The organism is Pantoea alfalfae (assembly GCF_019880205.1).
Classification (GTDB): domain Bacteria; phylum Pseudomonadota; class Gammaproteobacteria; order Enterobacterales; family Enterobacteriaceae; genus Pantoea; species Pantoea alfalfae.
In genome coordinates, this window is record NZ_CP082292.1 from 2,210,113 (window position 1) to 2,233,177 (window position 23,065).

Below are 23,065 nucleotides of genomic sequence, written 5' to 3' on the forward strand. Positions count from 1 at the left end.
CGGTTTTTTTATGCTGAAAACCGGAGCACTGTCGCATGTGCGGTGATCCGTCAGACGTTCCATTATCAGAAGGTCTGCCAGTTCTCATTATCCATCACAGCGACAGGCTGACGTTTTGGCACAACAATCGCCTTCGCTACCGGTGCGGCAGAGAACGCCGTATGCAGCGTGCCGGTTTTGAATACCGATACCGTTTTACGCAGGTAGCTCGCCTGCTCTTCCAGTGAGGCGGCGGCAGTGGCGGATTCCTCCACCAGCGCGGCGTTCTGCTGCGTCACGCCATCCATTTCCGAGACCGCTTTGCAGACCTGCTCAATGCCACGGGTCTGTTCCGTCGAGGAGGCGGCGATCTCTTCGATCAGCTGCGTGACGCGACTCACCGACGTCACGATGCTCTCCATCGCGACGCCCGCCTGCGCAGCATGGCCGGCACCGGTTTTAATCCGCTCGGCTGAGCGGTCGATCAGTCCGCGAATTTCCTGCGCGGCGCTGGCGCTGCGTCCGGCCAGCGAGCGCACTTCACCCGCTACCACTGCAAATCCACGACCCTGCTCACCGGCACGCGCGGCTTCAACGGCGGCGTTCAGCGCCAGAATATTGGTCTGGAAGGCGATACTGTCGATAATGGCGATAATACCGGCGATCTGATTCGAGCTTTCGCTGATCTGATCCATGTTGGCGATCACCCGGGCAACGGTCTCACCGCCCTGCAGAGCCGTAGCTGATGCCTCTTTCGACACCGTGGTCGCCTGCTGCGCATTGTCTGCGTTGAGTTTCACCGTCGAGGTAAGCTGCTCCATGCTGGCGGCAGTCTGTTCCAGCGCGGCTGCCTGCTGTTCGGTACGCGAGGAGAGATCGGTGCTGCCGGCGGAAATCTCCGCTGCACCCGTGAAGATCGAGCGGGTGGCGTCATCGACCGAGGTAATGGTGACCACCAGCGCATCGCGCATCTGCTGCAGCTCCTGAATCAGCTGGCCCATCTCGTTGCGGCCCTCGTGCTGAATATCAGAGGTTAAATCACCGGCCGAGATAGCGCGCATATGCGCGGTCAGCCTGGCCAGCGGGTTAATCAGCAGCTTCTGCAGTCCCATCCAGACTGCCACACCAATCACAGCCGTAATCAGGCCGATAGTCAGCAGCGCCCAGAGCGCGTCGGTCAGGCTGCGCTGGTTGTGCAGAGAGGTATCTTTCATGAGCTGGATGTTCACCGCACGCCAGGCTTCATAGGCCGTGTCGAGCTGGTCCTGCGCCGCCTGTGCTTCGAGATTGCCATACGCCGGGTAGTTGCCCTGCTTCAGAAAGGTAATGGAGGCCAGCATGGTGTCACGCATCTGCTGATAGGCAGTCTGAACCTGCGTTGACTGGGCTTCGCCCTGTCCTGCTTTACGCGGCATCGCCTGCCACGCTTTAAAGTCTGCATCCGCTTTTTCCGCTGACTGACCTGCCTGTGTTAGCAGCGCAGCCATCGCCGCAAGGGATTTTGGGTCCTGCTGATTTTTCAGGAAGCGGATCGCCACGCGGTTGATGGTGACGCGGGTTTTTATCAGGGTTTTTACGGCATCACTCAGGTGCTGCTGCTGCAGCGTCAACTGCTCGGCCGCCACAAAGTTTTTGTCGGCTTTGGATACGCCGTTGTAGAACAGAAATCCGGTCAGAGTCAGTAACGTAATAAAGACGGCAAGCACCGCCAGAATACCGTGAGTTATTTTAAGATTTTTAAGCATGTCCGCAGACTCATATCAGAGAAGATAAAGCTGTTATCGGCCAGCGAGGCATTTATCTGAGCACAGTCGCGGAGAAGCTTGCTCTCCGCAACACGCCGGATGCAGCCAGCCCGTCGTACTGCACTGAAAAAAGGGGGCGACGGGGCCTGAACGCATTCCGCGCTTAACAAGCAACCCCATGCTGTGGTTGAATTCGCCCCTTACATTTTTCGCACGTGGTTAACATGCATTACATTCAGAGTCTGATGAGTTTTATTGAGGGAAACCGGGTGCTGTCGATCGGCTTCAGCCTGCTGCTGCTGATTATGGCCGGGATGGTCACTCACCTGATCTGCAAATTTTTCATCGTCAAAGTGATCAGGAAGGTCTTTTTCAGCGGTCATAAAAAAGACGTTCCGCTGGATAAAGATGTCCGCCTCTCTCAGAAGCTGTCAAATTTTGTGCCGGTGATTGTGGTCTACAATTTCCTGCAATTTATGCCGGGCCTGCCTGAAAACCTGAAAGTGGCGATTCAGACCATCTGCGGCATCCTGTTTTTTGTCTATCTCTCGATCTTCTTCAACGAAGTGCTGGAGATTGTTAACAACTCTTACTCACGCAAATCGAAGCGCAAGAATCACTCGATCAAGGGCTATATCCAGATTGGCAAAATCCTGGTGCATATTATTGCCGCGATCATGATTCTGGCGATTATGTCCAACAAGTCGCCCGCGATTATCATCTCCTCGCTGGGTGCGGTCGCCGCGGTGCTGATGCTGATCTTCCAGCATACGCTGCTGTCGCTGGTGGCGAATATCCAGCTCTCTTCCAACGATGTCCTGCAACTGGGTGACTGGATTGAGATGCCGGACAGAAATATCAGCGGCGAGGTGATCGATATTGCGCTGCATACCATCACCATCCGCAACTGGGATAACACCATTTCGCGCATTCCGACCAAGAACTTCCTGACCGAAACCTATACCAACTGGCAGGCGATGTTCTCCTCGGGCGCACGCCGCATCATGCGCAGCTTTTATCTTGATCAGAAATCGATCACTTTTGTAAATCAGGAGATGCTGCAGGCGATGAGCCAGATCCGCATCGCCAGCGAATCAATTACTGAGCTGCTGGATGGACGGGATATCAGCGCCGTTGGCGACCGCTGGTTTATGGAGAACGGCATCACTAACCTGATGGTGTTCCGTAAATTCCTGACCGCCTGGCTGGCGCAGCGTGATGATATTAAGAAAGAGATGTATATCGTGGTACGGCCACTGAAACCGTCGCCGGATGGGTTGCCGGTGGAGATCTACTGCTTCACCTCATCCATTTTCTGGGCCGATTATGAAAATACCCAGGCGGCGATTTTTGAGTATATTTTTGCCATGGCCCGCCACTTTGAGCTACAGATTTACCAGCATCCGGCAGGGTCTGATTTCGCCCGTCTGGCGCAGCCGCGTCCCGTCAGCGGGGATGCAGAGCCAAACGGCATGCCGTAACCGGTGACCTGCTGGGGCAGTCCCGCACCGCCACAGCAGCTCACTGAGGCTCAGGTCATTAACTCTTACTCAGTGCATAGTTCAGCACTTTGTCATTTTTCATCTGCACGGTCAGCGTCTGCCCCTCAGTGGTGTTCAGCGTGCGCGCCTCGCTGTAGGTCCACTTCAGCAACCGCTGACCGTCCGGATAAGGCGTCTCACTGTCAGGCTGACCAAACAGCGCGATCAACTGGGCTTTAGTCGTCTGACCGGCATGAATTTGCTGCAGATTACGGCTGTCCAGCCGGTGCCCGACCCGGTTAGAACAGGCGGAAATCAGTAGCAGCAGCGTGACTAACAGAACGCGTTTCCTCACGTAATATCCTTTTGATATGTTCAGTGTCGCAGGTCCTCCCGCGTGACCGGCGCGATCGCGCTTAAGCTTATAGCGAATCCGCGCCATCCGGCAGGGTTTTCTGAACCTGCCTTCCATGATTTCCCCCTGTCAGAGGCCGATTCCAGGCAATTAACGCAAATTAATGCGCCTGAACCGCCTGCCGCCCTGCGACTGCAACATCTTAGTCTATGATTACTCTCTGTATGCCGCGTGGAAGCGGTCTCACTTTTCCCTTCCCGACGCACCACGCTGAATACCAGTCCAGCTTCCTGGCTGAAGAGGCGCGCCAGCCCACCTGGCATCCGGGTCTCACTGATAGCTTTACGATTTTTTGACGCTTGCGTCATCGACATCCTATTCGCGCGATGGTCACCATCGCGTAATTCCAGGCTAAATGAGGCAACTGAATGGAATCCAAATCTTTTTCTAAAAGTTGGGGCGCTGAACGGGTTGCCAGTGACGAGGTGCGTTTCCGCCTCTGGGCAACCGGTCAGCAACGCGTGACGCTGCGTCTCGCCGGTCAAGACATTGAGATGACACCGCAGGCTGACGGCTGGTTTGAAGCCCAGGTCGCCGGAGTGGCGGCGAATGCCGAATATGATTTTGTGCTGGCAGATGGCACGGCAGTGCCCGATCCCGCCGCCCGCGCCCAGAAAGCGGAGGTCAACGGTCCCTCACTGGTGATCGATCCTGACGCGTATCAGTGGCAGAACATGGGCTGGAAGGGTCGTCCATGGACAGAGTCAGTGGTCTATGAATTGCACATCGGCACCTTTACCCAGGAAGGCACCTTCCGGGCGGCGATTGAGAAACTGCCAGTGCTGGCTGAGACCGGCATCACCATGATTGAAGTGCTGCCGGTGTCGCAGTTTGGCGGTAATCGCGGCTGGGGCTACGATGGCGTGCTGCTCTATGCACCGCATGCCGCCTACGGATCACCCGATGATTTCAAAGCTTTTATCGATGCGGCGCACGGTCACGGCCTGTCGGTGGTGCTGGATATCGTGCTGAACCACTTCGGCCCGGAGGGCAACTATCTTCCGCTGCTCGCGCCAGACTTCTTCCATAAAGAGCGGCAGACGCCGTGGGGCGCCGGTATCGCCTATGACGTTGATGCAGTACGCCGCTATATCGTGGAAGCACCGCTCTACTGGCTGCAGGAGTTTAATCTGGATGGCCTGCGCTTTGATGCCATCGATCAGATTGATGACCCGAGCGAAAAGCATGTGCTGGTTGAGATTGCCGAGCGCATCCGCGCCACCATTACCGATCGCCCCATTCATCTCACCACGGAAGATTGCCGCAACGTCACTTTCCTGCATCCGCGCGACGAAAACGGAGACGCTCCGCTGTTTACCGGCGAATGGAACGATGACTTCCACAACGCCGTACATGTGCTGGCAACCGGTGAAACTCACGCCTATTACCAGGATTTCGCTGACCAGCCGGCACAGCGGGTAGCGCGGGCGCTGGCAGAAGGCTTTGTCTATCAGGGCGAAATCTCAAAGCAGTCGGGTGAGCCGCGCGGCGTGAAGAGCAGCAGTCAGCCGCCGGTCGCCTTTGTCGACTTCATCCAGAACCATGACCAGACGGGCAACCGTGCGCAGGGCGAAAGGCTGGTCTCGCTGGCGGGTGCAGAGCGGACGCAGGTGCTGCTGGCCATGCTGCTGGTCTCGCCACACATTCCGCTGCTGTTTATGGGCGAAGAGTATGGCGAAACCCGACCGTTCCTGTTCTTCACCGATTTCCACGGCGATCTGGCTAAAGCGGTGCGTGAAGGTCGCGCCCGCGAGTTTGAAGGCCATGCCGGTCACGGCGAAACCGTGCCGGATCCTAACGATATCACCACCTTTGAACAGTCGAAACTTGACTGGCCGCGTACAGAAACGCCTGAAGGTCAGCAGTGGCTGGCGCTGACGCGTCATCTGCTGGCGCTGCGTCAGGAACATATTGTGCCGCTGCTACAGACCGCTGGTGGTGATGCCGGGCAGATAGTGAAAACAGCAGACGATTTCCTGGCGGTGCGCTGGGACTTCCCGCTGGGCACGCTATCACTGGCGCTGAACGTTGGCGACAGCACGCAGCCAATCCCGGATTTGCCGGGTGAAACGCTGTTTGCCTGGCCGCAGACCGCAACCGAACTGATTCCCAACGCTATCGTGGTGCGTCTGGCTAAGAGAGAAGCAGAATGACTATTCCAACCGCAACGTACCGCATCCAGTTCCGCAATGGCATGACCTTTGACCGTGCGGCGGCGCTGGTGCCCTACCTGAAACAGCTGGGCATCAGCCATCTTTATGCCTCGCCGATCTTCAGCGCTACCGCTGAATCAACCCACGGCTATGACGTGACCGACGTTAACCAGATTGAGCCGTCGATTGGCGGCCGGGAAGGTTTTGACCGCATGGTGGCCGCGCTGAAAGCGGCCGGGCTGGAGCTGATCCTCGACATCGTGCCTAACCATATGGCCGCCTCGCTGGAGAACCCGTGGTGGCGCGACGTCATTGAGCATGGCCAACAGAGTCGCTATGCCACTTATTTCGATATCGACTGGTCACGCCGCCTGACGCTGCCGTTCCTCGGTGACACGTTTGAGGCGGTGCTGGAAAACGGTGATATCAGCGTGCAGCGCGATCCGCAGACCGGTAAACCGGCGCTGGCCTACTTTGACAATTTCTATCCGCTGAAACCTGAGACCTGGCAGGATCGTGAAGAGGCGGTACTCGCCCTGCGCGATGCCGCAGAGATCGCCGAGCTGCACGACCAGCAGCCGTGGCGACTGATGTCATGGCGCGACGCACCCAACGATCTCTCCTACCGTCGCTTCTTTGAAGTGACCGGTCTGGTCGGCGTGCGCGTGGAAGACAAGGCCGTCTTTGATGCCGCTCATCAGCTGATCCTCGAACTGGTCCACAGCGGCGCGGTGCAGGGATTGCGCGTCGACCACGTGGATGGTCTGGCCGATCCGCGCGGCTATCTGGAGCAGTTACGCCAGGCTGCCGGTCCCGACTGCTATCTCACCGTGGAAAAAATTCTTGGTGACAATGAACAGTTGCCGGACGAGTGGCCGGTCTCCGGCACCACCGGTTATGAGTTTATGGCTGCACTCGCTAATCTGCTGGTCGACAGCGAGCGCCTGAGCGGACTGCGTAAAGCCTATCAGGCCGTGATTGGCAAAACCGTCGACATGAAAGCGGAGCTGCGTGCCGCTAAGCTGCTGATGGCCAACCGCAACTTTGCTGGCGAATTTAACCGCTTACTGCAACTGGCACTGAAGATTGCTGAGGCAGAAGGCACGACTCAGCCGGAAGCAGAGTTGAAAAATGCCCTGCGTGAGCTGCTGGTCGCGTTCCCGGTTTACCGCACCTATGGCACGCCGGAAGGCCTGACGCCAGCCGATACCGCGCTGCTGGACCAGGTGGTCAGCCAGGTCAAAGCCAGTGCACACGCGCCCGACACACAGGCGCTCGACTTCCTGACCCGCATTCTGCGTGCAGAGGTGGGCGACACGGCTCGTGACGATGCCACGCAGTTCCGCACCCGCTTCCAGCAGCTGACTGGTCCGCTGATGGCGAAATCCGTCGAGGACACCCTCTTCTTCCGCCAGCATATGGCGCTGGCGCTGAATGAAGTCGGCGCTGAGCCGCTGGCGCGCCACTTCTCGCTGGATCAATTCCATGCGGAAATGCAGGCGCGGCGCGAACATCAACCCGATGCGCTGTCGGGCACCTCAACGCACGACACCAAGCGCGGTGAAGATGCCCGTGCGCGGCTCTATACCCTGACCGAAGCGCCACAGCGCTGGGCGGCGTGCGTGAGCCGCTGGCGGGAGATGAACAGGGATCACGTCGTACGCCTGAAAGATGGCCCGGCACCGGAACCGGCGGTTGAGTGGATGCTGTATGAAGCGCTGGCCGGCGTCTGGCCGACCACCCTGCAGCCGCAGGATGCGGAAGGTCTGGCGGCGCTGGAAGCCCGCTTTGTGGTCTATGTTGAGAAAGCGATGCGTGAAGCCAAACTGCGCACCGACTGGGCCGACAATAACGATGACTATGAAGAGGCGGTGCTGAGCTATGCCCGTCATCTGCTTGCGCCCGGCAACAGCACCTTCCTGACTGATTTCTGTCAGTCGCTGCAACCCTTTATGCGCGCCGGACTGGTCAACAGCCTTACCCAGACCGTTGTAAAACTGACCGCACCTGGCGTACCCGATATTTATCAGGGCAGCGAGGCGCTGGACTTCAGCCTGGTTGATCCCGATAACCGCCGCGAACCCGACTTTGATGCGCTGGCGGCGATGCTTAACGCGCCACAGCACGATGACAGTGAGACGCACTGGCTGCGCGGTCAGGTCAATCAGCAGGCGATTGTAAAGCTGTTAACGCTGCGTCAGCAGCAGCCTGCGCTGTTCCGCCACGGTGACTACCTGCCGCTGTCCGCAGAGGGCGCGCAGCAGGATAACGTGCTCGCCTTTGCCCGCACCCATGAGGATCAGGCGGTCATCGTGATTGTCTCACGCCGGGTTTTTAACGCATTGCCGGAGAATCTCGATCAGCCGTCTGAGGCGCGCTGGGCTGATACGCATATCGCCCTGCCCGCGGCACTCGGTCAGCGCGGCTATCAGGATGTGCTGAGCGGTAAAACCCTCAATGCAGGCGACCCGCTGCCGCTTACCGCACTGGCGTCACAGTGGTGCGCCGTGCTGGTGGCACAGTGAAGTCAGAAAGAATTTGTTTATTACGCGTCAATCTGTTCATTGAATAACGAGGCATAAATGTCAAACAGTCAGCGTTTTGAAATTACGGCGGGTTACAGCCATTTGCTGGGGGCCAATTTTGATGGCCAGGGCGTGAACTTCGCCCTGTTCAGCGCCCACGCCGAGCGGGTTGAACTCTGTCTGTACGATCCCAGCGGCAAAACGGAAATTGCCCGGCTGGAGCTACCGGAATATACCCATGAAGTGTGGCACGGCTACATTCCAGGTCTGAAGCCCGGCGCGCTCTATGGCTATCGCGTCTATGGCCCTTATGACCCGGAAAATGGTCACCGCTTTAACCCGAACAAGTTGCTGCTCGACCCGTACGCCCGTGAACTGGCGGGCGACATCGCCTGGAACGAGGCGCACTTCGCGTACGATCTCTACCATGACGATAAAGATCTGACGTTCGACACCCGCGACAGCGCGCCGTTTACGCCAAAGTGCCGGGTGATCGACCCTGATGAATTCGACTGGCAGGATAAAAACCGCCCGAATGTGCCGTGGCCGAAAACCGTCATCTATGAAACCCACGTGAAAGGCTTTACGCAGCTCAACACCGCACTGCCACCTGAAATGCGCGGCACCTTTGACGGCATGAGTCACAAATCGACCGTTGACTACATCAAAAGCTTAGGCATTACCTCGGTCGAACTGCTGCCGGTGCACTGGTTCCCGGACGATCAGCACCTGCTGGATAAGGGGCTGAAAAACTTCTGGGGCTACAACACGCTGGGCTTCTTTGCGCCCGCGACCCGCTACTTCGGGCCGCGCGGCATTCAGGGCTTCCGTGACATGGTGCGTGCCTTCCATGATGCCGGTATTGAGGTCATCCTCGACGTGGTCTACAACCACACCGCCGAGGGCAATGAACTGGGGCCGACGCTATCATTTAAAGGCATCGATAACTTCTCCTATTATCGTACGATGCCCGACCAGCATCGTTACTACATCAACGACACCGGCACCGGCAACACCGTGAACACCTCGCATCCGCGTGTGCTGCAGATGGTGCTCGATTCACTGCGCTACTGGTCTGAGTCGATGCATATCGACGGTTTCCGTTTCGACCTCGGTACGATTCTGGGGCGCGAACCGGATGGTTTTGACCCGCGCGGCGGCTTCTTCGATGCCATCATGCAGGACCCGATCCTGTCGCAGAAAAAGCTGATTGGTGAACCCTGGGATATCGGTCCGGGCGGCTATCAGGTGGGCAGCTTCCCGCCAGGCTGGGCAGAATGGAACGATCAGTATCGCGATACGGTGCGTGACTACTGGAAAGGCAACAACGTCTCCACAGACTTTGCTGCCCGCCTGCTGGGTTCCGGCGATCTCTACGATCAGCATGGTCGGCGTCCATGGGCCAGCGTCAACTTTATCACCGCGCACGACGGCTTCACGCTAAACGATCTGGTGTCGTACAACGACAAACATAACGATGAGAATGGTGAAGACAACAACGATGGCCACAACGACAACCGCTCTTACAACTATGGCGTTGAAGGCCCGACCGATGACGAAGGCATTAACGCGGTGCGCGAGCGACAGAAACGCAACTTCCTCGCCACGCTGATCTTCTCCCACGGCACGCCGATGCTGCTGGCAGGCGACGAGTTTGGCCGCAGCCAGATGGGCAACAACAACGGCTACTGCCAGGACAGCGAAATCTCCTGGGTACACTGGGATAACCTGCCGGAATCTGCCGAGGCGCTGCGCGAGTTCACCCGTCAGATCCTGACATTGCGTGCTCAGCAACCGTTGCTGCGCCGTGAAAACTGGCGCGACGGCATGGATATCAAGTGGTTTAACGCCGGTGGCGGCTTCCAGCAGAGTGAGCAGTGGGATGAAGGCTCAACGCTGGGCGTCTATATCGGCCGGCCGGATCTGCAGACCGAGGAAGGCATCTGGCATGACGTCCTGATGCTGCTTAATCCGTTCGAAGGCAATGTGCCCTTCCGCATTCCACAGTTTGGCGAAGGCGGCTGGGTGCTGGAGCTGACCACCAGCGACGTGACAAAGCGGGGACTGGTGATCACCAAAGAGAAGGATTTCGAGCTGGAAGGACGCAGCTTTGCCCTGTTCAGACGTCCCTAGTCACTGAACAGGTTAAAAATCAGGCATCAGGCGCAGCGCATTTCGCGCTGCGCTTGTTTTTTTGCAGATCGTTGCCAGGCTTAACCGGTTGTTAACAGTAAGAATTGATGCTGATAAGGAGGCATAATGTCCAGATTTACACAGAAGGTTGTGGTTGTGACAGGTGCCGGATCCGGCATTGGCGAAGCCAGCGCAAAGCGCTTTGCTGAAGAAGGGGCATCCGTGGTGCTGGTAGGACGCACCCGACAGAAACTGGAAGAGACGCTGGCCGAAATGACGGCGGGCGATCATCTGGTGGCTGCCTGCGACGTCTCAGAAGCCGAACAGGTTAAACAGCTGTCAGAAACGGTGCTGAAGAAGTATGGCCGTGTAGATGTGCTGGTAAATAATGCGGGCGTTATCGTTCAGGGTCGCATCCATGAAGTCGACCTCGACGCATGGAAAACCCTGATGAAAACTGACCTCGACGGCGTTTTCCATGGTGTTCACTACTTCATGCCAGCGCTGCTAAAGAGCAAAGGTAACGTCGTCAACATTTCCTCCGTTTCCGGCTTAGGCGGCGACTGGGGTATGAGCATCTACAACGCAGCTAAAGGGGCGATTACCAACTTCACCCGTGCGCTGGCGATGGATTACGGTACGGATGGCGTGCGGGTCAATGCTATCTGTCCCGGATTCACCTTTACCGATCTCACCGAAGATGCCAAACAGGATCAGGAACTGCTGGAGCGTTTTTACGATCGTATTCCGCTGCGCCGTGCCGGTGAAGCGGATGATATTGCTCGTGCGATTCTCTTTATTGCCAGCGATGAAGCCAGTTATATTACCGGCGTCAATCTGCCGGTTGATGGCGGAATTACCGCCTCAAATGGCCAGCCTAAACAGGCATAAGTATCAGGGCAGCGTATTACGCTGCCTTTTTTATTCTGAACGCCCCGCCCTGTTAATTCCTTTTATTCTCTTTTACTGCTGCCATTTAATTTCAGCAATCAATGTTTTGGCGTGTGGCGGGTTGGCGTTGCCGCCCGGGCCGGTTTAATTGCCGTGCTGGTTGTGGTCGGGCAAATAAAGGTGCTCAGACAGGCATTACACAATATGGCATTAGCGTGATGGACTTTCGCCACCGCCAGCGCCTGCTGTCGGGTATAAAGCGAACCAATAAAAACGCGTTTATCGTTCTTTGACAGATTTACGCAATCTTCTTTGTGTAAAATCCATCCACCCATGGGACGCGGGCACAGATAATAATAGCTGGCTTTGAGCATGGTAGTCATCCTGATAGTTGCTGTATGTATCGTAAAAAACGAACCAAAATTCGTAAGAGTTTTTATTTGTAATCTGAAGCTTTATTAAACTAACTGAGAATTATCCCTAAAACCACTTTATTGCGTCACTCAAACCGACTTTGAGAATATGCCCTTTTCAGCCACGATTATCGCTTCAGTCATTCAGCGCGCTTAAACTTCCCGCCCCGCTTTACAGCCCCGCTTTCATTTAGGGTTCTAATGCATCAATAAAAAGCCAGCAACCCTAATAATCGTTATAAAACAGTCATTTATTTGAAATTTCACTATAACCAGCCTGATATGTCACGGCCGTTATGATTAGAGCCACAACAAACGATATTACTCGCCGCAGGGGTACTTATGAGTATTGATAAACTGAGGCTGAAAAAGTGTGAAAGCGGCAGAGCGCCTCTCTTTTAGCGAAGCGCTGATACAGGCAGAGTCAGGGGTTTATCAATACCGGCGGGAGTAATTAACCGTAACTGGCTTGAAAAAGTAAAACGATCGGTTTACTTTTAAGGAATGAAAAAGAGAGACGATATTCTTCAGGCCGCCGAGCGGCTCTTCTATACCCATGGCTTCCACGCCACCAGTACCGATCAACTCTGTCGCGAAGCGGGCGTCTCAACACGCACGCTTTATCATCATTTCGCCTCTCGCGAAGCACTTACCGCCGCGGTGCTTGACGCCCGCGAGCAGCGCTTTATGGCGGAACTGTTGCCAGCGCAACAGCCTGAGGCAATCGCGCATCTGTTTGCAGTGCTGAATGAGTGGACGGTAGTAAACGGCGCGCGTGGCTGCTTCTTTCTGAAAGCCTGGGGAGAGTATGCCGAGCGGGATAGTGAGCTGGCATCGCAGGCACTGACCTTTCGCGCCACGATGCGTGCTTACATTACGCAATGCGTGACGCATCTGCGCGGCGGTGTTAATCAGCAGCTGAGTGATGCCATCTGGATACTCTTTGAGGGGGCGATTACCACAGCGCTGATTACCGGTCCTGACGCTGTGCGGCAGGCGGAACAGGTCGCCAGCCAGTTATTGCAGAGTGGTGCGGTCTGATGAGGTCACCCGCCACGCTGGCGCTGACAGGCTTTAGCCTGATTGCTGTGACTTACGGCATGGCGCGCTTCTCGTGGGGGTTAATGCTGCCTTCGATTTCAGCAGATATTCCGTTCAGCCCGCAGCAGGCGGGATTATTGTCAGCCTGCAGCTTTGTGGCCTACTGCCTCACTATTCTCACCGCAGCCGCACTGGCAGACCGCTATGGTGCCCGACAGACCGCGCTGCTGGCGGCCCTGAGTGCAGCATCAGGGCTGCTGCTGCTCGCCTGTGCCTCCTCACCACTACTGTTGGCGACAGGACTGTTTGTTGCAGGATTGAGTTCAGGGCTGGCATCGCCCGCTCTGGCCGCGGCAGTCAGTAACCGGATTGCGGTTGCCGATCAGCCGCGCATCAATACCCTGATCAACGCCGGCACCAGCGCAGGTATCATTCTGACCGTGGTGATCCTGAGCGTGCTGCCTGGCGGATGGCGGGCCGCCTGCCTGCTGTTCGCCCTGCTGTCACTGGCCTGTCTGCTGCCGGTGATGCGCGTGCTGTCGGTTCATGGGGCTGGTCGCGCCGCCCGCGTCACCCGCTGGTACCAGCGTCTTTACCGTCGCGCGATGCGGCGGCTGATGGGCATAGCGTTGATGTCGGGTCTTGTCAGTGCGGCCTGGTGGAGCTTTGGGTCGGCGCTGCTGCGCCAGCATGTCGGCGTTGATGCAGAGACCGCCCGTTTACTCTGGCTGGTTGCCGGAGGTGCAGGCATTGTGGGTGCCGCAACCGGCCCGGTCGCTGCCCGTATCGGGCTGAACGCGGTTTACCGGCTGTCATTGTGCGGAATGGCATTGCCACTGCTGGTTCTGGCCTTCAGTCACGGTGAATCTGCCGGTTTACTGATTGCGGTGGCCTGCTGCGGCGCAGGTTACGTCACGCTGTCGGGCGTGTTGCTGGTGTGGGGAGCACAGGCCACAGCTGAAGAGCCCGCGACAGGCGTCGGTATCCTTTTTTTTATGCTGGCAGCTGGTCAGGTCGCAGGATCGCTGCTGTTTGGTCAGCTTTACGCCGCGCTGGGTGCCATTACGGCATTAACGCTGTTTGCACTCAGTGCCCTGCTCCTGCTGTTTATTACACCGTCGCAGAATAGTAACGCATCAGATAAATAAGACGTTAATAATTAAAAGCAGCATAAAGCCGGGGAGTTAACTGGTTATATTATTTGCCAGACAGCGTAAAACAGAACTGTCCGGCTCATCAGGAATAACCATGTCACTTTATAATTAAACGGATAAAGGCAGCACCGACGCTTTTCAGATCGCGCGGATATTTTTAATTCGTGGATTGACCTTCTGCTGAAGCAAATCTTCATCGGGCCCCAGATAATATGGCACCGCACACTGCTTACCATCTTTGGTGAAAATAATCTGATTATCCTGCAGGAATAACGCTGTGAAATGGCCCAGCACAACCCCATTTAATTCGAAGCAGTGATTTCGTGCTGCACGCAGCCCCTGCTTACTATTCAGAAAATCAACAAATCGCATCACGCTGCGCCTCCCGTGAATTATTAACCCTATCGGAACGGCACAGATAATAGCCTTAACCACGGCATGAATCATCCGGCTAACGCTGTTTTCAGAATAGGCTTAACCGCCATTCAGTAGCGGGACTCAACCGGCAGGAATGAGTCTCTCTTTTTCGCCAGGAATAGTCCTGGAGGAAGCGCCCATAATAAAATTGCTAATGCGCACGAGAATTACATTGCGCGCTATGAGCGCCCGCTATACCGTTGTTTTCCAACAGGTGCAGACGATAAGGGCAAAACCCCATGATGGAAATTTTTGATGCAGATGAACGCCATATCCCGGCGATTCAGCAGATCTACGCCTGGCATGTCCTTAACGGCACCGGCTCATTTGAGACCGTGCCCCCTGACGCTGCAGAGATGGGCGAGCGAATGCGTAAGATTCAACAGGCGGGGCTGCCGTGGTTCATTGCTGTCAGCGACGGCGACGTACGTGGATTTTGCTATCTGGCACCTTATCGCCTGCGCTACGCCTACCGGCATACGCTGGAAGACTCGATTTATATCGATCCCGGCTTTCAGAAGCGTGGTGCCGGCTCACGTCTGTTAGAGCATGCCATTGCCTGGGCTGAGCAGGCAGGGTTTCGTCAGATGATCGCCAACGTGGGCGACAGCGAGAACCAGGGGTCGATTGCCGTGCATCAGGCAGCAGGTTTTGAGATGACAGGCATCCTGCGTGCGGTGGGTTTCAAACAGGGCCGCTGGCTGGATACCGTTTTCATGCAACGTTCTTTGGGAACCGGCGATACCACGCCGCCAGTTGATTAAAATAATAGCGTAAGAATAAGAAAGTCATACTGGCCCTCGTTTTCCCCAGGAGAAGCTTCTGGTAAAGTGCCTTAACAAAAAAATAAAAAAGTCGGGAAACCTTTATGTTGTCGACAATCATCTATCGCAGCCACCTCACTGAAAATGTGCAGCTCGAGACCCTGAATGATTTGGCGCGGAAAGCAAATAAAATCAACAAATCGTCCAATGTCACCGGAATTTTACTGTTCAATGGCACGCATTTTTTCCAGCTTCTGGAGGGTCCGGAGGCGGCAGTAAAGGCGGTCTATAGCCGGATTTGCCAGGATCCGCGCCACCATAATCTGGTCGAACTGCTGCGCGATTACGCCCCGGCGCGACGTTTTGGTCATGTTGGTATGGAGCTCTTCGATCTGCGGCTCCACGATCAGGAAACCGTGCTGGAGTCAGTGCTGGAAAAATGCACCACGAAATATCAGATGACCTATGCCGATCGCGCACTGCAGTTCCTGCGCACCTTTGTTGAAGCGCGCGAAAAAGAGAACTATTTCGAGATCCCTGCCGCCAGCGGCTGGACGTTTATTCGTAACGAGACAGAGCAGCGCGAAGGCGATGCGGCGCTGGTGGCTACGAATGAAGTCAGCTTTGCGTTTCAGCCTATTGTTGATCCCTTCGCCTGCGAGATCGTTTCGCTGGAAGCACTGCTGCGCGGTCCGCAGGGAGAATCGCCGCTCGACTATTTTGCCCGACTGACACGCGAAGAGCTTTATCAGGTCGATCTTCGGTCAAAAAAGATCGCCTTTGCTCAGGCGAAGAAGCTGGAGATTAAGGGGATGACCCTGTCGATTAATCTGTTGCCGATGACCCTGGTGGAAGTGCCCGACGCCGTCCCCTTTTTGCTGAATGAGATTGCGGCCCAGGGACTGGTGCCAGAGCAGGTCATGGTTGAGTTTACCGAGAATGAAATCATCTCGCAGCCGGAGGCATTTGAAGCCGCCATCAGGCAGCTGAAAGCAGCCGGCATCAGCCTGGCGCTGGATGATTTCGGTGCCGGTTTTGCCGGGCTGTCGCTGCTGACCCGCATTCAGCCCGACAAGATTAAGATCGACCGCGCCATCATCTCTGACGTGCATAAAAGTGGGCCCAAACAGGCAATCATTCATGCCATTCTGAAATGCTGCGCCTCACTGGAGATTGGCGTTATCGCCGAAGGCATAGAACAACCGGAAGAGTGGATGTGGCTTGAAGCGGCGGGCGTGACCCAGTTTCAGGGCTTCCTGTTCTCTAGGCCTGAACTGAATGGCGTTGCGGCCGTCGCCTGGCCGGAGCTGATTTAACCCCTGCGATTTGGATGAATTTACGCTTCCCTGCCTTGCTGGATCATCCGGCTGCTGCTAAATAATTAACAGCGCCGGAGGATCATCTTTCTGTCATCTTCCTGCGTCACAGTCAGTCATAACCCCCATCAGTGATTAAATGTTTAGCAGTCAGATGTTCAGTGTTAGGCCAGCGCTACGCGCCATTACGTGCGACGTGACTCCAGGGACAGCATTTGAGGAACTGAATGAAGCAAATCATCCGCGGTGATAAAGAACCCTCCCATATCCTGGCAGCGACCCGTGCGCTCGAAGCGCACTACGCCCGCTACGGAGAAGGTAATAAGTACCATCCCATCATCTATTCCATCGCCTACCGCAGCCGGTTTTATCAGGTTGAGGTGATTACCCGACGTGAAACCATGGTTGCCACGGTGATCACCGGGGTTCGTAATCTGACGCATCTCTCCGGCGCCGCCTGACGGCCGCCTGTAACATCAGGGGGCAGAACTTGCCCCCGTACTCCTGCTTAGCGTCGATAGAGAGCGTTAGCCGGATAGATTGCGCCAATTACGCTTTTCTCCCGTGCGCCTGTCACCGCAGGCAGATTGCCCGGCAGGCCGGAGAGCGTGCGAAATGCCAGCCAGGCAAACGCCAGCGCTTCCATGTCATCACCACTGATACCCGCCGCATCGGTGGTCGCCACCTCCGTTCCGGGAAGGTGCGCCGCCAGCCGCGCCATCAGCAGTGGATTGCGACTGCCGCCGCCGCACACCAGCAGACGATCGCAGCCATCATTGAGTAACACCTGCTGTGTGATGGTGATGGCGGTCAGCTCCACCAGCGTGGCCTGCACATCCTGCGGTGCCTGACCCGGGAAATAGCGCAGATGCTGCTCCAGCCAGCCCAGGTTGAAGTGTTCGCGCCCGGTACTCTTCGGCGGTGGCAACGCAAACCAGGGTTCACGTAACAGCGCCTCCAGCAGTGCCGGGATCACCGAGCCGCTGCGCGCCCACTGCGCATCTTTGTCATACGGCTGTCCCTGATTCCGCCAGATCCAGGCGTCCAGCAGCATATTGCCGGGACCGGTATCGAAGCCGCGTACCGCCTGTCCCGGGATCAGCAGCGAGAGATTGGCGATGCCACCAATATTCAGCACCATGCGGCGTTCCGTGGCATCCATCAGCAGCGCCTGATGAAAAGCGGGCACCAGCGGCGCGCCCTGCCCGCCCAGCGCCATATCACGACGGCGGAAATCGCCCACCACGGTGACGCCGGTTGCCGCGACAATCTGGTTATTGTCACCAATCTGCAGCGTATTCGGCGCGTCACTCTGGGGCTCATGCCAGACGGTCTGACCATGACAGCCAATCGCCGTGATATCGCTGGCATCCAGCGACTCGCGCTTCATTAATGTCACCACGGCTTCTGCAAACAGCTGGCCGAGGCGGGTATCAAGCTGACCGAGCTGTGACAGCGTCAGGGATTGTCCCTGGCAAATCCCCAGAATGGCCTGACGCAGTGCAGATGGCATCGGATGGCAGTAACTCGCCTGCTGCGCCACCATATTCCCATCAATGGCGGCCAGCACCACATCCACGCCATCCAGGCTGGTGCCTGACATTACCCCGATATAGCGTCCTGATTTCATAACCATTCCTTACTTCCGGCGGGAAGTGCGATTCATCTGCGGCTAGCCTGACAAATAATGATCGCTAATTCTATGATTAAATTCTTTTTATCCGATCGTGCTAACCAGTTACGTTACGGGACTATTTTTAAATGACGATTGAATTATTGTTGATCTTACATAGTCTATGCTTCGTCCAACCGTGTTTTATTCGGACAGGGATTAATTTGCCAGTTTTGTGTCTTATACTGTGTGCAGGATACAGCGATAAACGTGGCGCCTTCTCGACTAAAGGAGTTTCAAATGATTAAGCGTGTAATTGTGGTCGCTCTGGCCGGTGCGATGCTGGCAGGTTGTAGCAATACCAGTACGCTGTCGGGTGATACCTACAGTGCCAGTGAAGCGAAGCAGGTGCAGAGCGTGTCGTACGGTACTCTGGTCTCTGTGCGTCCGGTGAAAATCCAGGGCGGTGATGAGAGCAACGTTATCGGTGCAATCGGTGGTGCGGTACTGGGTGGCTTCCTGGGTAACACCATTGGTGGCGGTACCGGACGTAGCCTGGCGACAGCCGGTGGTGCGGTTCTGGGCGGCGTAGCAGGCCAGGGCGTACAGGGCGCAGTCAATAAAGCTGATGGCGTTGAGCTGGAAATCCGCAAGGATGATGGCAACACCATCATGGTGGTTCAGAAGCAGGCTGCCTCACGTTACTCCGTTGGCCAGCGTGTAGCGATGGCGTCCAACGGCAGCCAGGTGACGGTTTCACCTCGCTAAGGCTGCAAAACAAAAAACCGACGCGCAGGCGTCGGTTTTTTTATTTCTCTTTGTGCTGAAGTTCGAGAATGTTTTTCTCAAGCCGGGCGATCAGCGTCACCATCTGACTGATCTCTTCCCGACTGATGCCGGACAGAATGTCATCCCGCGTCTCATCAATCACACTCTCAACCTGTTCGATAATCGGCTCAGCCTGCTGCGTGAGCTTAATGCGCTTGGCACGACGATCGTTGGCGCAGGTCGACCGGGTAATCAGTCCTTTCTCTTCCAGCTGATCCAGCGTCCGCACCAGAGAAGGCTGTTCAATACCAATCGCCTTGGCTAACTGAATCTGCGACTGTTCGGGCGGCAGTTGATGAATATTATGCAACGTCACCCAGTGAGTCTGAGTCAGCTCAAGCGGCTTGAGCCGCTGATCAATCAACGCGCGCCAGATGCGCACCAGGCGAGATAAATCCGTTCCGAGGGGCGTATCCATTTCATCTCCTTATAATTAGCTTGCTAGCTATCAAGCCAGATTTTACACTATTCTGCGAGTTTACAGGACAAATTACAAATCCCGGACCAGGCTACGATTACGCGGCAGCGCGTTCAGTCTGCCGTTTGGGTTAACGAAGGATGTTATCACGTGCTCACTCCTGCTTTTTCAGGTGCGAAACCGCTAACCGATCTGGTCGTGGGCGCCTCGCTTTTTTTCCCGCCGATATTTAAAGCGGTACTGCTCGGCTTCTTTTTCTGGCTGCTGATTCACCCGCTGGTGCGCGGCTGGATCTACTCCGGCGATGTCTGGCATCCCACCCTGTTTGATCTCTCTCTGTTTGTGCTGTGCGTTACCGCCGCACTCTGGCTCATCGGTCACGGATAATCGATATGAAATTTAACGCGGTAAAATATTTCTCAACGCTGATTGTGTTTGCGCTGGCGCTGCTGGCTGCTGGCTGGCTGTGGAACTACTACATGCAGTCGCCCTGGACGCGTGACGGGAAAGTACGGGCGGAGCTGGTGGATATCACGCCCCAGGTGTCGGGCCGGATTACGCAACTAAAAGTCAAAGACAATCAGTTCGTGCATCAGGGCCAGCTGCTGTTAACGCTGGACCCGGTGCCATGGCAGATTGCGCTCGACAACGCTGCCGCTCAGCTCAGCAAAGCGCAGGCGGACCTGGCGAAAGCGCAGCACGAATATCACCGGCGCAGCAGCCTGCCGCGCAACATCATCTCCGCCGAGGATCTTGATGCGGCACGCTTAAGCGCGGAAGCCGCCGCCGCCAGTGCCAAAGCCGCGCAGGCGGAGCTGGAGCGGGCGCGCTGGAATCTGCAGCAAACGACGCTTACTGCACCGACTGATGGCTGGATCACGAATCTGACACTTCGTCCCGGCAACTATGCGACAGCGGGATCGCCCCTGTTTGCGCTGGTCGACAGCCACTCTTACTACGTCTTAGGCTATTTCGAAGAGACCAAGCTGCGCCATATTCACACAGGCGCGGCGGCGCAGGTGGTGCTTTACAGTAATGGCATGCAGCTGCAGGGCCAGGTGGACAGCATTGGCCGCGCTATCTATGACCAGAGCATTGAGACTGACAGCGGCCTGGTGCCCGATATCAAACCCAATGTGCCCTGGGTACGGCTGGCGCAGCGGGTGCCGGTGCGCATTCGTCTCGATACGCTACCGGTTGATGCCAATCTGGTGGCAGGCACCAGCTGCACCATCACCATCCAGCCATGAATGTTCAGTGGCTGGCCTGGGATCAACTGCCCTGGATTAAGGCGAATGCCGGTCAGTGGCGCTATGCGTTGCGGAATGCTATCGCGATGTGTCTGGCGCTGAGCATCGCCTATGGCCTGGATCTTGATGAACCTTACTGGGCAATGACCTCTGCTGCGGTAATCAGCTTTCCTACCGTTGGCGGCGCAATCAGTAAAAGTCTTGGCCGCATCGTTGGCAGTCTGCTTGGGGCGAGCGCCGCGCTGCTGATTGCCGGACATACCCTGAATGAACCCTGGCTGTTTACCTTTGCGATTGCCGGCTGGCTGGCGTTGTGCACTGGCATTGCAAACCACCACCAGAACAACGTTGCCTACGCCTTTTCGCTGGCGGGCTACACCGCCGCTATTATCGCCTTCAGCAGCGTCAATATCACTGATATCACCTCACTGTGGACGATCGCCCAGGCACGTGTTTGTGAGGTGATCTCCGGTATTCTTTGCGCTGGATTGATGATGATGGTGCTGCCGAGCACCTCCGATGGCGAAACGCTGATTACCTCCCTGAAACAGATGCATGCGCGATTGCTGGAACATGCGGTGTTACTGCTGCAGCCCTCGACCAGCGACACCATTCGCACCGCACATGAAAACGTCATCAGCCAGATCCTGACCATGAACCTGCTGCGGATTCAGGCGTTCTGGAGCCACTACCGCTTTCGCCGACAGAACAACGTCCTGAACTATGTGCTGCACCAGCAGTTGCGACTCACCAGCGTGCTCTCCAGCCTGCGCCGCATGTTGCTGAACTGGCCCGACGCGCCAGAGGCGCTGTTTGAGGCGCTGCAGCAACTGCTGGCGGAGCTGGCGAAACCGGCGTGTGATAAATATCGTCTGGCGCAAATCCTGCGTAGCGTGACGCCTGCGGCAGAGGGGGACTACCGGCAGCGCGCCTTTTGTCAGCGGCTGCGCTACTTCTGCTGGATGTACCTCAACGTGCTGCGCTGGATCCGCCTGCTGGATCGCGCCGATGCCGATACCCGCTTTCAGCCGCCGCCGGTTCCGGCGCTGGCGCGTGACAGTGACAGTGCCGAAGCGGGCTGGAGCGCCCTGCGCACCTTCTGTGCGATTGTACTGGGCTGCGCCTTCTGGATTAATACGCAATGGTCTTCCGGGGCCTCGGCGCTTACCCTGACCGCTATTGCCTGCGTGCTCTATGCCTCTGCCCCTTCACCCGGCGGCAGCGTCACGCTGCTGCTGAAAACGCTGCTGTGGCTGTTTGCATTTAGTTTTGTGATGAAGTTTGGCCTGATGGTGCAGATCGGTCAGCTATGGCCGTTTTTACTGTTTCTGTTTCCGCTGCTGGTGACGCTGCAACTCTTCAAACTGCAGCAGAAACAGCGCGCCGGGATGTGGGGACAGTTCATCGTCTTTATGGGCTCGTTTATCGCGGTGACTAATCCGCCCACCTGGGATTATCAGGACTTTTTTAACGATAACATCGCCAAAGTCTGCGGAGTGCTGCTCGCCTGGCTGGCGTTTCAGATTTTGCGGCCCAGCTCCGATGCGCGGCGCAGCCGGCGGCATATCCGGGCGCTGCGGCTGGCATTTCTCGATCAACTGCGGCAACGGCCACGGCTCAGCGAGAGCCGCTTTGAATCGCAGATTTACCATCGCATCAGCCAGCTCAGTCACAGCCGGGATGAGCAGGCGCGTGTCTGGTTACTGCGCTGGGGAGTGGTGCTGCTTAACTGCTCGCATATCGTCTGGCAGTTGCGTGAATGGCGCGCCGGTTCGGCAACGCTGATGGCGTTTCGCGATAACAGCCTGCAGAATTTGCAGCAGATTATCAGCAGCCGCGGCGTACGGCACATTTCGCTGGATCAGATGCTGACGGAACTGGAAGCGACGATTACCGCGTTACTGGCCCTGAAAAACAACGAGGCCAGCGAACTGGCGGGGATTATCTGGCGGTTACGCTGTTCACTGGCACAGCTGAAGCAGGCTGTGCCGGAGTGATTACTGGCAATACTGCTGCTGTTGCCGGTTAAAATCATCCTGCAGCTGTTGCAGCGTTTTATGGCCCTCAAAACGGGTTTTATCCATCTCGGTCATCGGTTCAATCACCAGCGCTTTCTCATCAGGTGAAAAGATAAAACGGCGTGTCAGTTCAGTGCCGGTGAAACTCTGACCATGAATGCCACCGCACACCATAGTCATGGTGCGGCGATAGATCGTGGTGTCAGTAAAATTGGTTTCAGTTGCGCTGCGAAAGACCTGATCGCATCCCTGCGCTTCCAGCTTGCGCACCATGTGGCGGCTGAGCCATTCACGACCTTTAGCAATCTTTTCACAGGTGACCCGCATCGGACTGGTATCGATGGTGCGCTGAAGCTCCCGTCCGGTTTCAGTGACCAGTTGCGTATCATTGGGTTTATCGCATCCCACCAGCAGCAGACACAGCAGTAATGCGCCCTTGAATTTCATTTTCCTGCTCCTTTCCCCATCACGCTTTCTTACCTGAATCAATATCATAGGGGGGAAATGTCAGG

The 23,065-nt window shown here is 56.4% G+C and carries 21 protein-coding genes; 14 read left to right on the forward strand and 7 right to left on the reverse strand.

Features of this window, described 5'->3' with window-relative positions; genetic code table 11:
- Positions 1–65: 65 nt before the first annotated feature.
- Positions 66–1,724, reverse strand: a complete 1,659-nt coding sequence (locus K6R05_RS10290; RefSeq protein WP_222924092.1) for a methyl-accepting chemotaxis protein — start codon at positions 1,722–1,724, stop codon at positions 66–68.
- 224 nt (positions 1,725–1,948) lie between these two features.
- On the opposite strand from K6R05_RS10290, the gene K6R05_RS10295 reads away from it, so the two are divergent.
- Positions 1,949–3,205 carry a mechanosensitive ion channel family protein gene (locus tag K6R05_RS10295; protein WP_161732516.1) on the forward strand — a complete coding sequence of 419 codons (1,257 nt, stop codon included), beginning with the start codon at positions 1,949–1,951 and terminating at the stop codon, positions 3,203–3,205.
- A 58-nt stretch (positions 3,206–3,263) separates the two neighbouring features.
- Here K6R05_RS10295 and K6R05_RS10300 read toward each other — a convergent pair whose 3' ends face one another.
- A complete protein-coding gene (locus tag K6R05_RS10300; RefSeq protein WP_161732518.1) occupies positions 3,264–3,560 on the reverse strand; it encodes a hypothetical protein in 297 nt (98 codons plus the stop codon).
- Positions 3,561–3,988: 428 nt separating this feature from the next.
- Between K6R05_RS10300 and treZ the strand changes: the two genes are divergently transcribed.
- The 4 genes from treZ (at position 3,989) to budC (ending at position 11,322) form a co-directional block, all read left to right on the forward strand.
- Positions 3,989–5,773, forward strand: coding sequence for a malto-oligosyltrehalose trehalohydrolase (gene treZ, locus K6R05_RS10305; RefSeq protein ID WP_222924093.1), 1,785 nt, complete (start codon positions 3,989–3,991; stop codon positions 5,771–5,773).
- Positions 5,770–8,298, forward strand: a complete 2,529-nt coding sequence (gene treY, locus K6R05_RS10310) for a malto-oligosyltrehalose synthase (RefSeq protein WP_222924094.1) — start codon at positions 5,770–5,772, stop codon at positions 8,296–8,298. Before treZ ends, treY begins: the two co-directional genes overlap by 4 nt.
- A gap of 57 nt (positions 8,299–8,355) precedes the next feature.
- Complete coding sequence (gene glgX / locus K6R05_RS10315) at positions 8,356–10,431, forward strand: glycogen debranching protein GlgX (protein WP_161732524.1); 2,076 nt, start codon at positions 8,356–8,358, stop codon at positions 10,429–10,431.
- A gap of 126 nt (positions 10,432–10,557) precedes the next feature.
- Positions 10,558–11,322: a meso-2,3-butanediol dehydrogenase gene (gene budC, locus K6R05_RS10320; RefSeq protein ID WP_222924095.1), complete on the forward strand. Its 765-nt coding sequence runs from the start codon at positions 10,558–10,560 to the stop codon at positions 11,320–11,322.
- Between the two features lie 98 nt (positions 11,323–11,420).
- Here budC and K6R05_RS10325 read toward each other — a convergent pair whose 3' ends face one another.
- Positions 11,421–11,696, reverse strand: a complete 276-nt coding sequence (locus K6R05_RS10325) for a hypothetical protein (RefSeq protein ID WP_222924096.1) — start codon at positions 11,694–11,696, stop codon at positions 11,421–11,423.
- 543 nt (positions 11,697–12,239) lie between these two features.
- Here K6R05_RS10325 and K6R05_RS10330 point away from each other — a divergent pair.
- On the forward strand, positions 12,240–12,776 hold the full coding sequence (locus K6R05_RS10330) for a TetR/AcrR family transcriptional regulator (RefSeq protein WP_222924097.1): 537 nt from the start codon (positions 12,240–12,242) through the stop codon (positions 12,774–12,776).
- Positions 12,776–13,924 (forward strand): MFS transporter, encoded by a 1,149-nt coding sequence (locus tag K6R05_RS10335; protein ID WP_222924098.1) that lies wholly within the window; start codon positions 12,776–12,778, stop codon positions 13,922–13,924. The genes K6R05_RS10330 and K6R05_RS10335 overlap by 1 nt, the downstream gene beginning before the upstream one ends.
- 144 nt (positions 13,925–14,068) lie before the next feature.
- On the opposite strand, the gene K6R05_RS10340 is transcribed toward K6R05_RS10335, so the two are convergent.
- Positions 14,069–14,365, reverse strand: a complete 297-nt coding sequence (locus K6R05_RS10340; protein ID WP_237566675.1) for a hypothetical protein — start codon at positions 14,363–14,365, stop codon at positions 14,069–14,071.
- Positions 14,366–14,589: 224 nt separating this feature from the next.
- On the opposite strand from K6R05_RS10340, the gene K6R05_RS10345 reads away from it, so the two are divergent.
- From K6R05_RS10345 to K6R05_RS10355, 3 genes are all read left to right on the forward strand, one after another.
- A complete protein-coding gene (locus K6R05_RS10345; RefSeq protein ID WP_222925479.1) occupies positions 14,590–15,111 on the forward strand; it encodes a GNAT family N-acetyltransferase in 522 nt (173 codons plus the stop codon).
- A gap of 104 nt (positions 15,112–15,215) precedes the next feature.
- Positions 15,216–16,427 carry a diguanylate phosphodiesterase gene (locus K6R05_RS10350; protein WP_222924099.1) on the forward strand — a complete coding sequence of 404 codons (1,212 nt, stop codon included), beginning with the start codon at positions 15,216–15,218 and terminating at the stop codon, positions 16,425–16,427.
- Between the two features lie 227 nt (positions 16,428–16,654).
- The gene (locus tag K6R05_RS10355) at positions 16,655–16,888 is read left to right on the forward strand and encodes a DUF4060 family protein (RefSeq protein WP_013357724.1); all 234 of its coding nucleotides are present in this window, start codon (positions 16,655–16,657) and stop codon (positions 16,886–16,888) included.
- A gap of 47 nt (positions 16,889–16,935) precedes the next feature.
- Here the strand turns inward: K6R05_RS10355 and anmK are convergent, their stop codons facing one another.
- Complete coding sequence (gene anmK / locus K6R05_RS10360; protein WP_222925480.1) at positions 16,936–18,057, reverse strand: anhydro-N-acetylmuramic acid kinase; 1,122 nt, start codon at positions 18,055–18,057, stop codon at positions 16,936–16,938.
- Between the two features lie 282 nt (positions 18,058–18,339).
- Here anmK and slyB point away from each other — a divergent pair, with 282 nt between their 5' ends.
- Entirely contained in the window at positions 18,340–18,807 is a 468-nt protein-coding gene (gene slyB, locus K6R05_RS10365; RefSeq protein ID WP_161732532.1) for an outer membrane lipoprotein SlyB, read from the forward strand.
- Positions 18,808–18,847: 40 nt separating this feature from the next.
- Here slyB and slyA read toward each other — a convergent pair whose 3' ends face one another.
- Positions 18,848–19,285 carry a transcriptional regulator SlyA gene (slyA, locus tag K6R05_RS10370; protein WP_010245551.1) on the reverse strand — a complete coding sequence of 146 codons (438 nt, stop codon included), beginning with the start codon at positions 19,283–19,285 and terminating at the stop codon, positions 18,848–18,850.
- Between the two features lie 150 nt (positions 19,286–19,435).
- Between slyA and K6R05_RS10375 the strand changes: the two genes are divergently transcribed.
- Genes K6R05_RS10375 through K6R05_RS10385 form a run of 3 tightly spaced genes read left to right on the forward strand, consistent with a single transcriptional unit; the run spans position 19,436 to position 22,532 of the window.
- Positions 19,436–19,672, forward strand: coding sequence for a DUF1656 domain-containing protein (locus K6R05_RS10375; RefSeq protein ID WP_013357721.1), 237 nt, complete (start codon positions 19,436–19,438; stop codon positions 19,670–19,672).
- A 5-nt stretch (positions 19,673–19,677) separates the two neighbouring features.
- On the forward strand, positions 19,678–20,535 hold the full coding sequence (locus K6R05_RS10380; RefSeq protein ID WP_222924100.1) for an efflux RND transporter periplasmic adaptor subunit: 858 nt from the start codon (positions 19,678–19,680) through the stop codon (positions 20,533–20,535).
- Positions 20,532–22,532, forward strand: a complete 2,001-nt coding sequence (locus tag K6R05_RS10385) for an FUSC family protein (RefSeq protein WP_222924101.1) — start codon at positions 20,532–20,534, stop codon at positions 22,530–22,532. The genes K6R05_RS10380 and K6R05_RS10385 overlap by 4 nt, the downstream gene beginning before the upstream one ends.
- Here K6R05_RS10385 and K6R05_RS10390 read toward each other — a convergent pair whose 3' ends face one another.
- Positions 22,533–23,000, reverse strand: a complete 468-nt coding sequence (locus K6R05_RS10390) for a hypothetical protein (protein WP_161732538.1) — start codon at positions 22,998–23,000, stop codon at positions 22,533–22,535.
- Between the last annotated feature and the right edge of the window lie 65 nt (positions 23,001–23,065).

Bases quoted from the DNA above. Each gene is read 5' to 3' on its own strand.
- treZ (WP_222924093.1), top strand. From the start codon at position 3,989: ATGGAATCCAAATCTTTTTCTAAAAGTTGGGGCGCTGAACGGGTTGCC.
- K6R05_RS10330 (WP_222924097.1), top strand. From the start codon at position 12,240: ATGAAAAAGAGAGACGATATTCTTCAGGCCGCCGAGCGGCTCTTCTAT.
- K6R05_RS10290 (WP_222924092.1), bottom strand. From the start codon at position 1,724: ATGCTTAAAAATCTTAAAATAACTCACGGTATTCTGGCGGTGCTTGCC.
- treY (WP_222924094.1), top strand. From the start codon at position 5,770: ATGACTATTCCAACCGCAACGTACCGCATCCAGTTCCGCAATGGCATG.
- K6R05_RS10350 (WP_222924099.1), top strand. From the start codon at position 15,216: ATGTTGTCGACAATCATCTATCGCAGCCACCTCACTGAAAATGTGCAG.
- K6R05_RS10380 (WP_222924100.1), top strand. From the start codon at position 19,678: ATGAAATTTAACGCGGTAAAATATTTCTCAACGCTGATTGTGTTTGCG.
- budC (WP_222924095.1), top strand. From the start codon at position 10,558: ATGTCCAGATTTACACAGAAGGTTGTGGTTGTGACAGGTGCCGGATCC.
- glgX (WP_161732524.1), top strand. From the start codon at position 8,356: ATGTCAAACAGTCAGCGTTTTGAAATTACGGCGGGTTACAGCCATTTG.
- anmK (WP_222925480.1), bottom strand. From the start codon at position 18,057: ATGAAATCAGGACGCTATATCGGGGTAATGTCAGGCACCAGCCTGGAT.
- slyB (WP_161732532.1), top strand. From the start codon at position 18,340: ATGATTAAGCGTGTAATTGTGGTCGCTCTGGCCGGTGCGATGCTGGCA.
- K6R05_RS10385 (WP_222924101.1), top strand. From the start codon at position 20,532: ATGAATGTTCAGTGGCTGGCCTGGGATCAACTGCCCTGGATTAAGGCG.
- K6R05_RS10295 (WP_161732516.1), top strand. From the start codon at position 1,949: ATGCATTACATTCAGAGTCTGATGAGTTTTATTGAGGGAAACCGGGTG.
- slyA (WP_010245551.1), bottom strand. From the start codon at position 19,285: ATGGATACGCCCCTCGGAACGGATTTATCTCGCCTGGTGCGCATCTGG.
- K6R05_RS10390 (WP_161732538.1), bottom strand. From the start codon at position 23,000: ATGAAATTCAAGGGCGCATTACTGCTGTGTCTGCTGCTGGTGGGATGC.
- K6R05_RS10345 (WP_222925479.1), top strand. From the start codon at position 14,590: ATGGAAATTTTTGATGCAGATGAACGCCATATCCCGGCGATTCAGCAG.
- K6R05_RS10335 (WP_222924098.1), top strand. From the start codon at position 12,776: ATGAGGTCACCCGCCACGCTGGCGCTGACAGGCTTTAGCCTGATTGCT.
- K6R05_RS10355 (WP_013357724.1), top strand. From the start codon at position 16,655: ATGAAGCAAATCATCCGCGGTGATAAAGAACCCTCCCATATCCTGGCA.
- K6R05_RS10325 (WP_222924096.1), bottom strand. From the start codon at position 11,696: ATGCTCAAAGCCAGCTATTATTATCTGTGCCCGCGTCCCATGGGTGGA.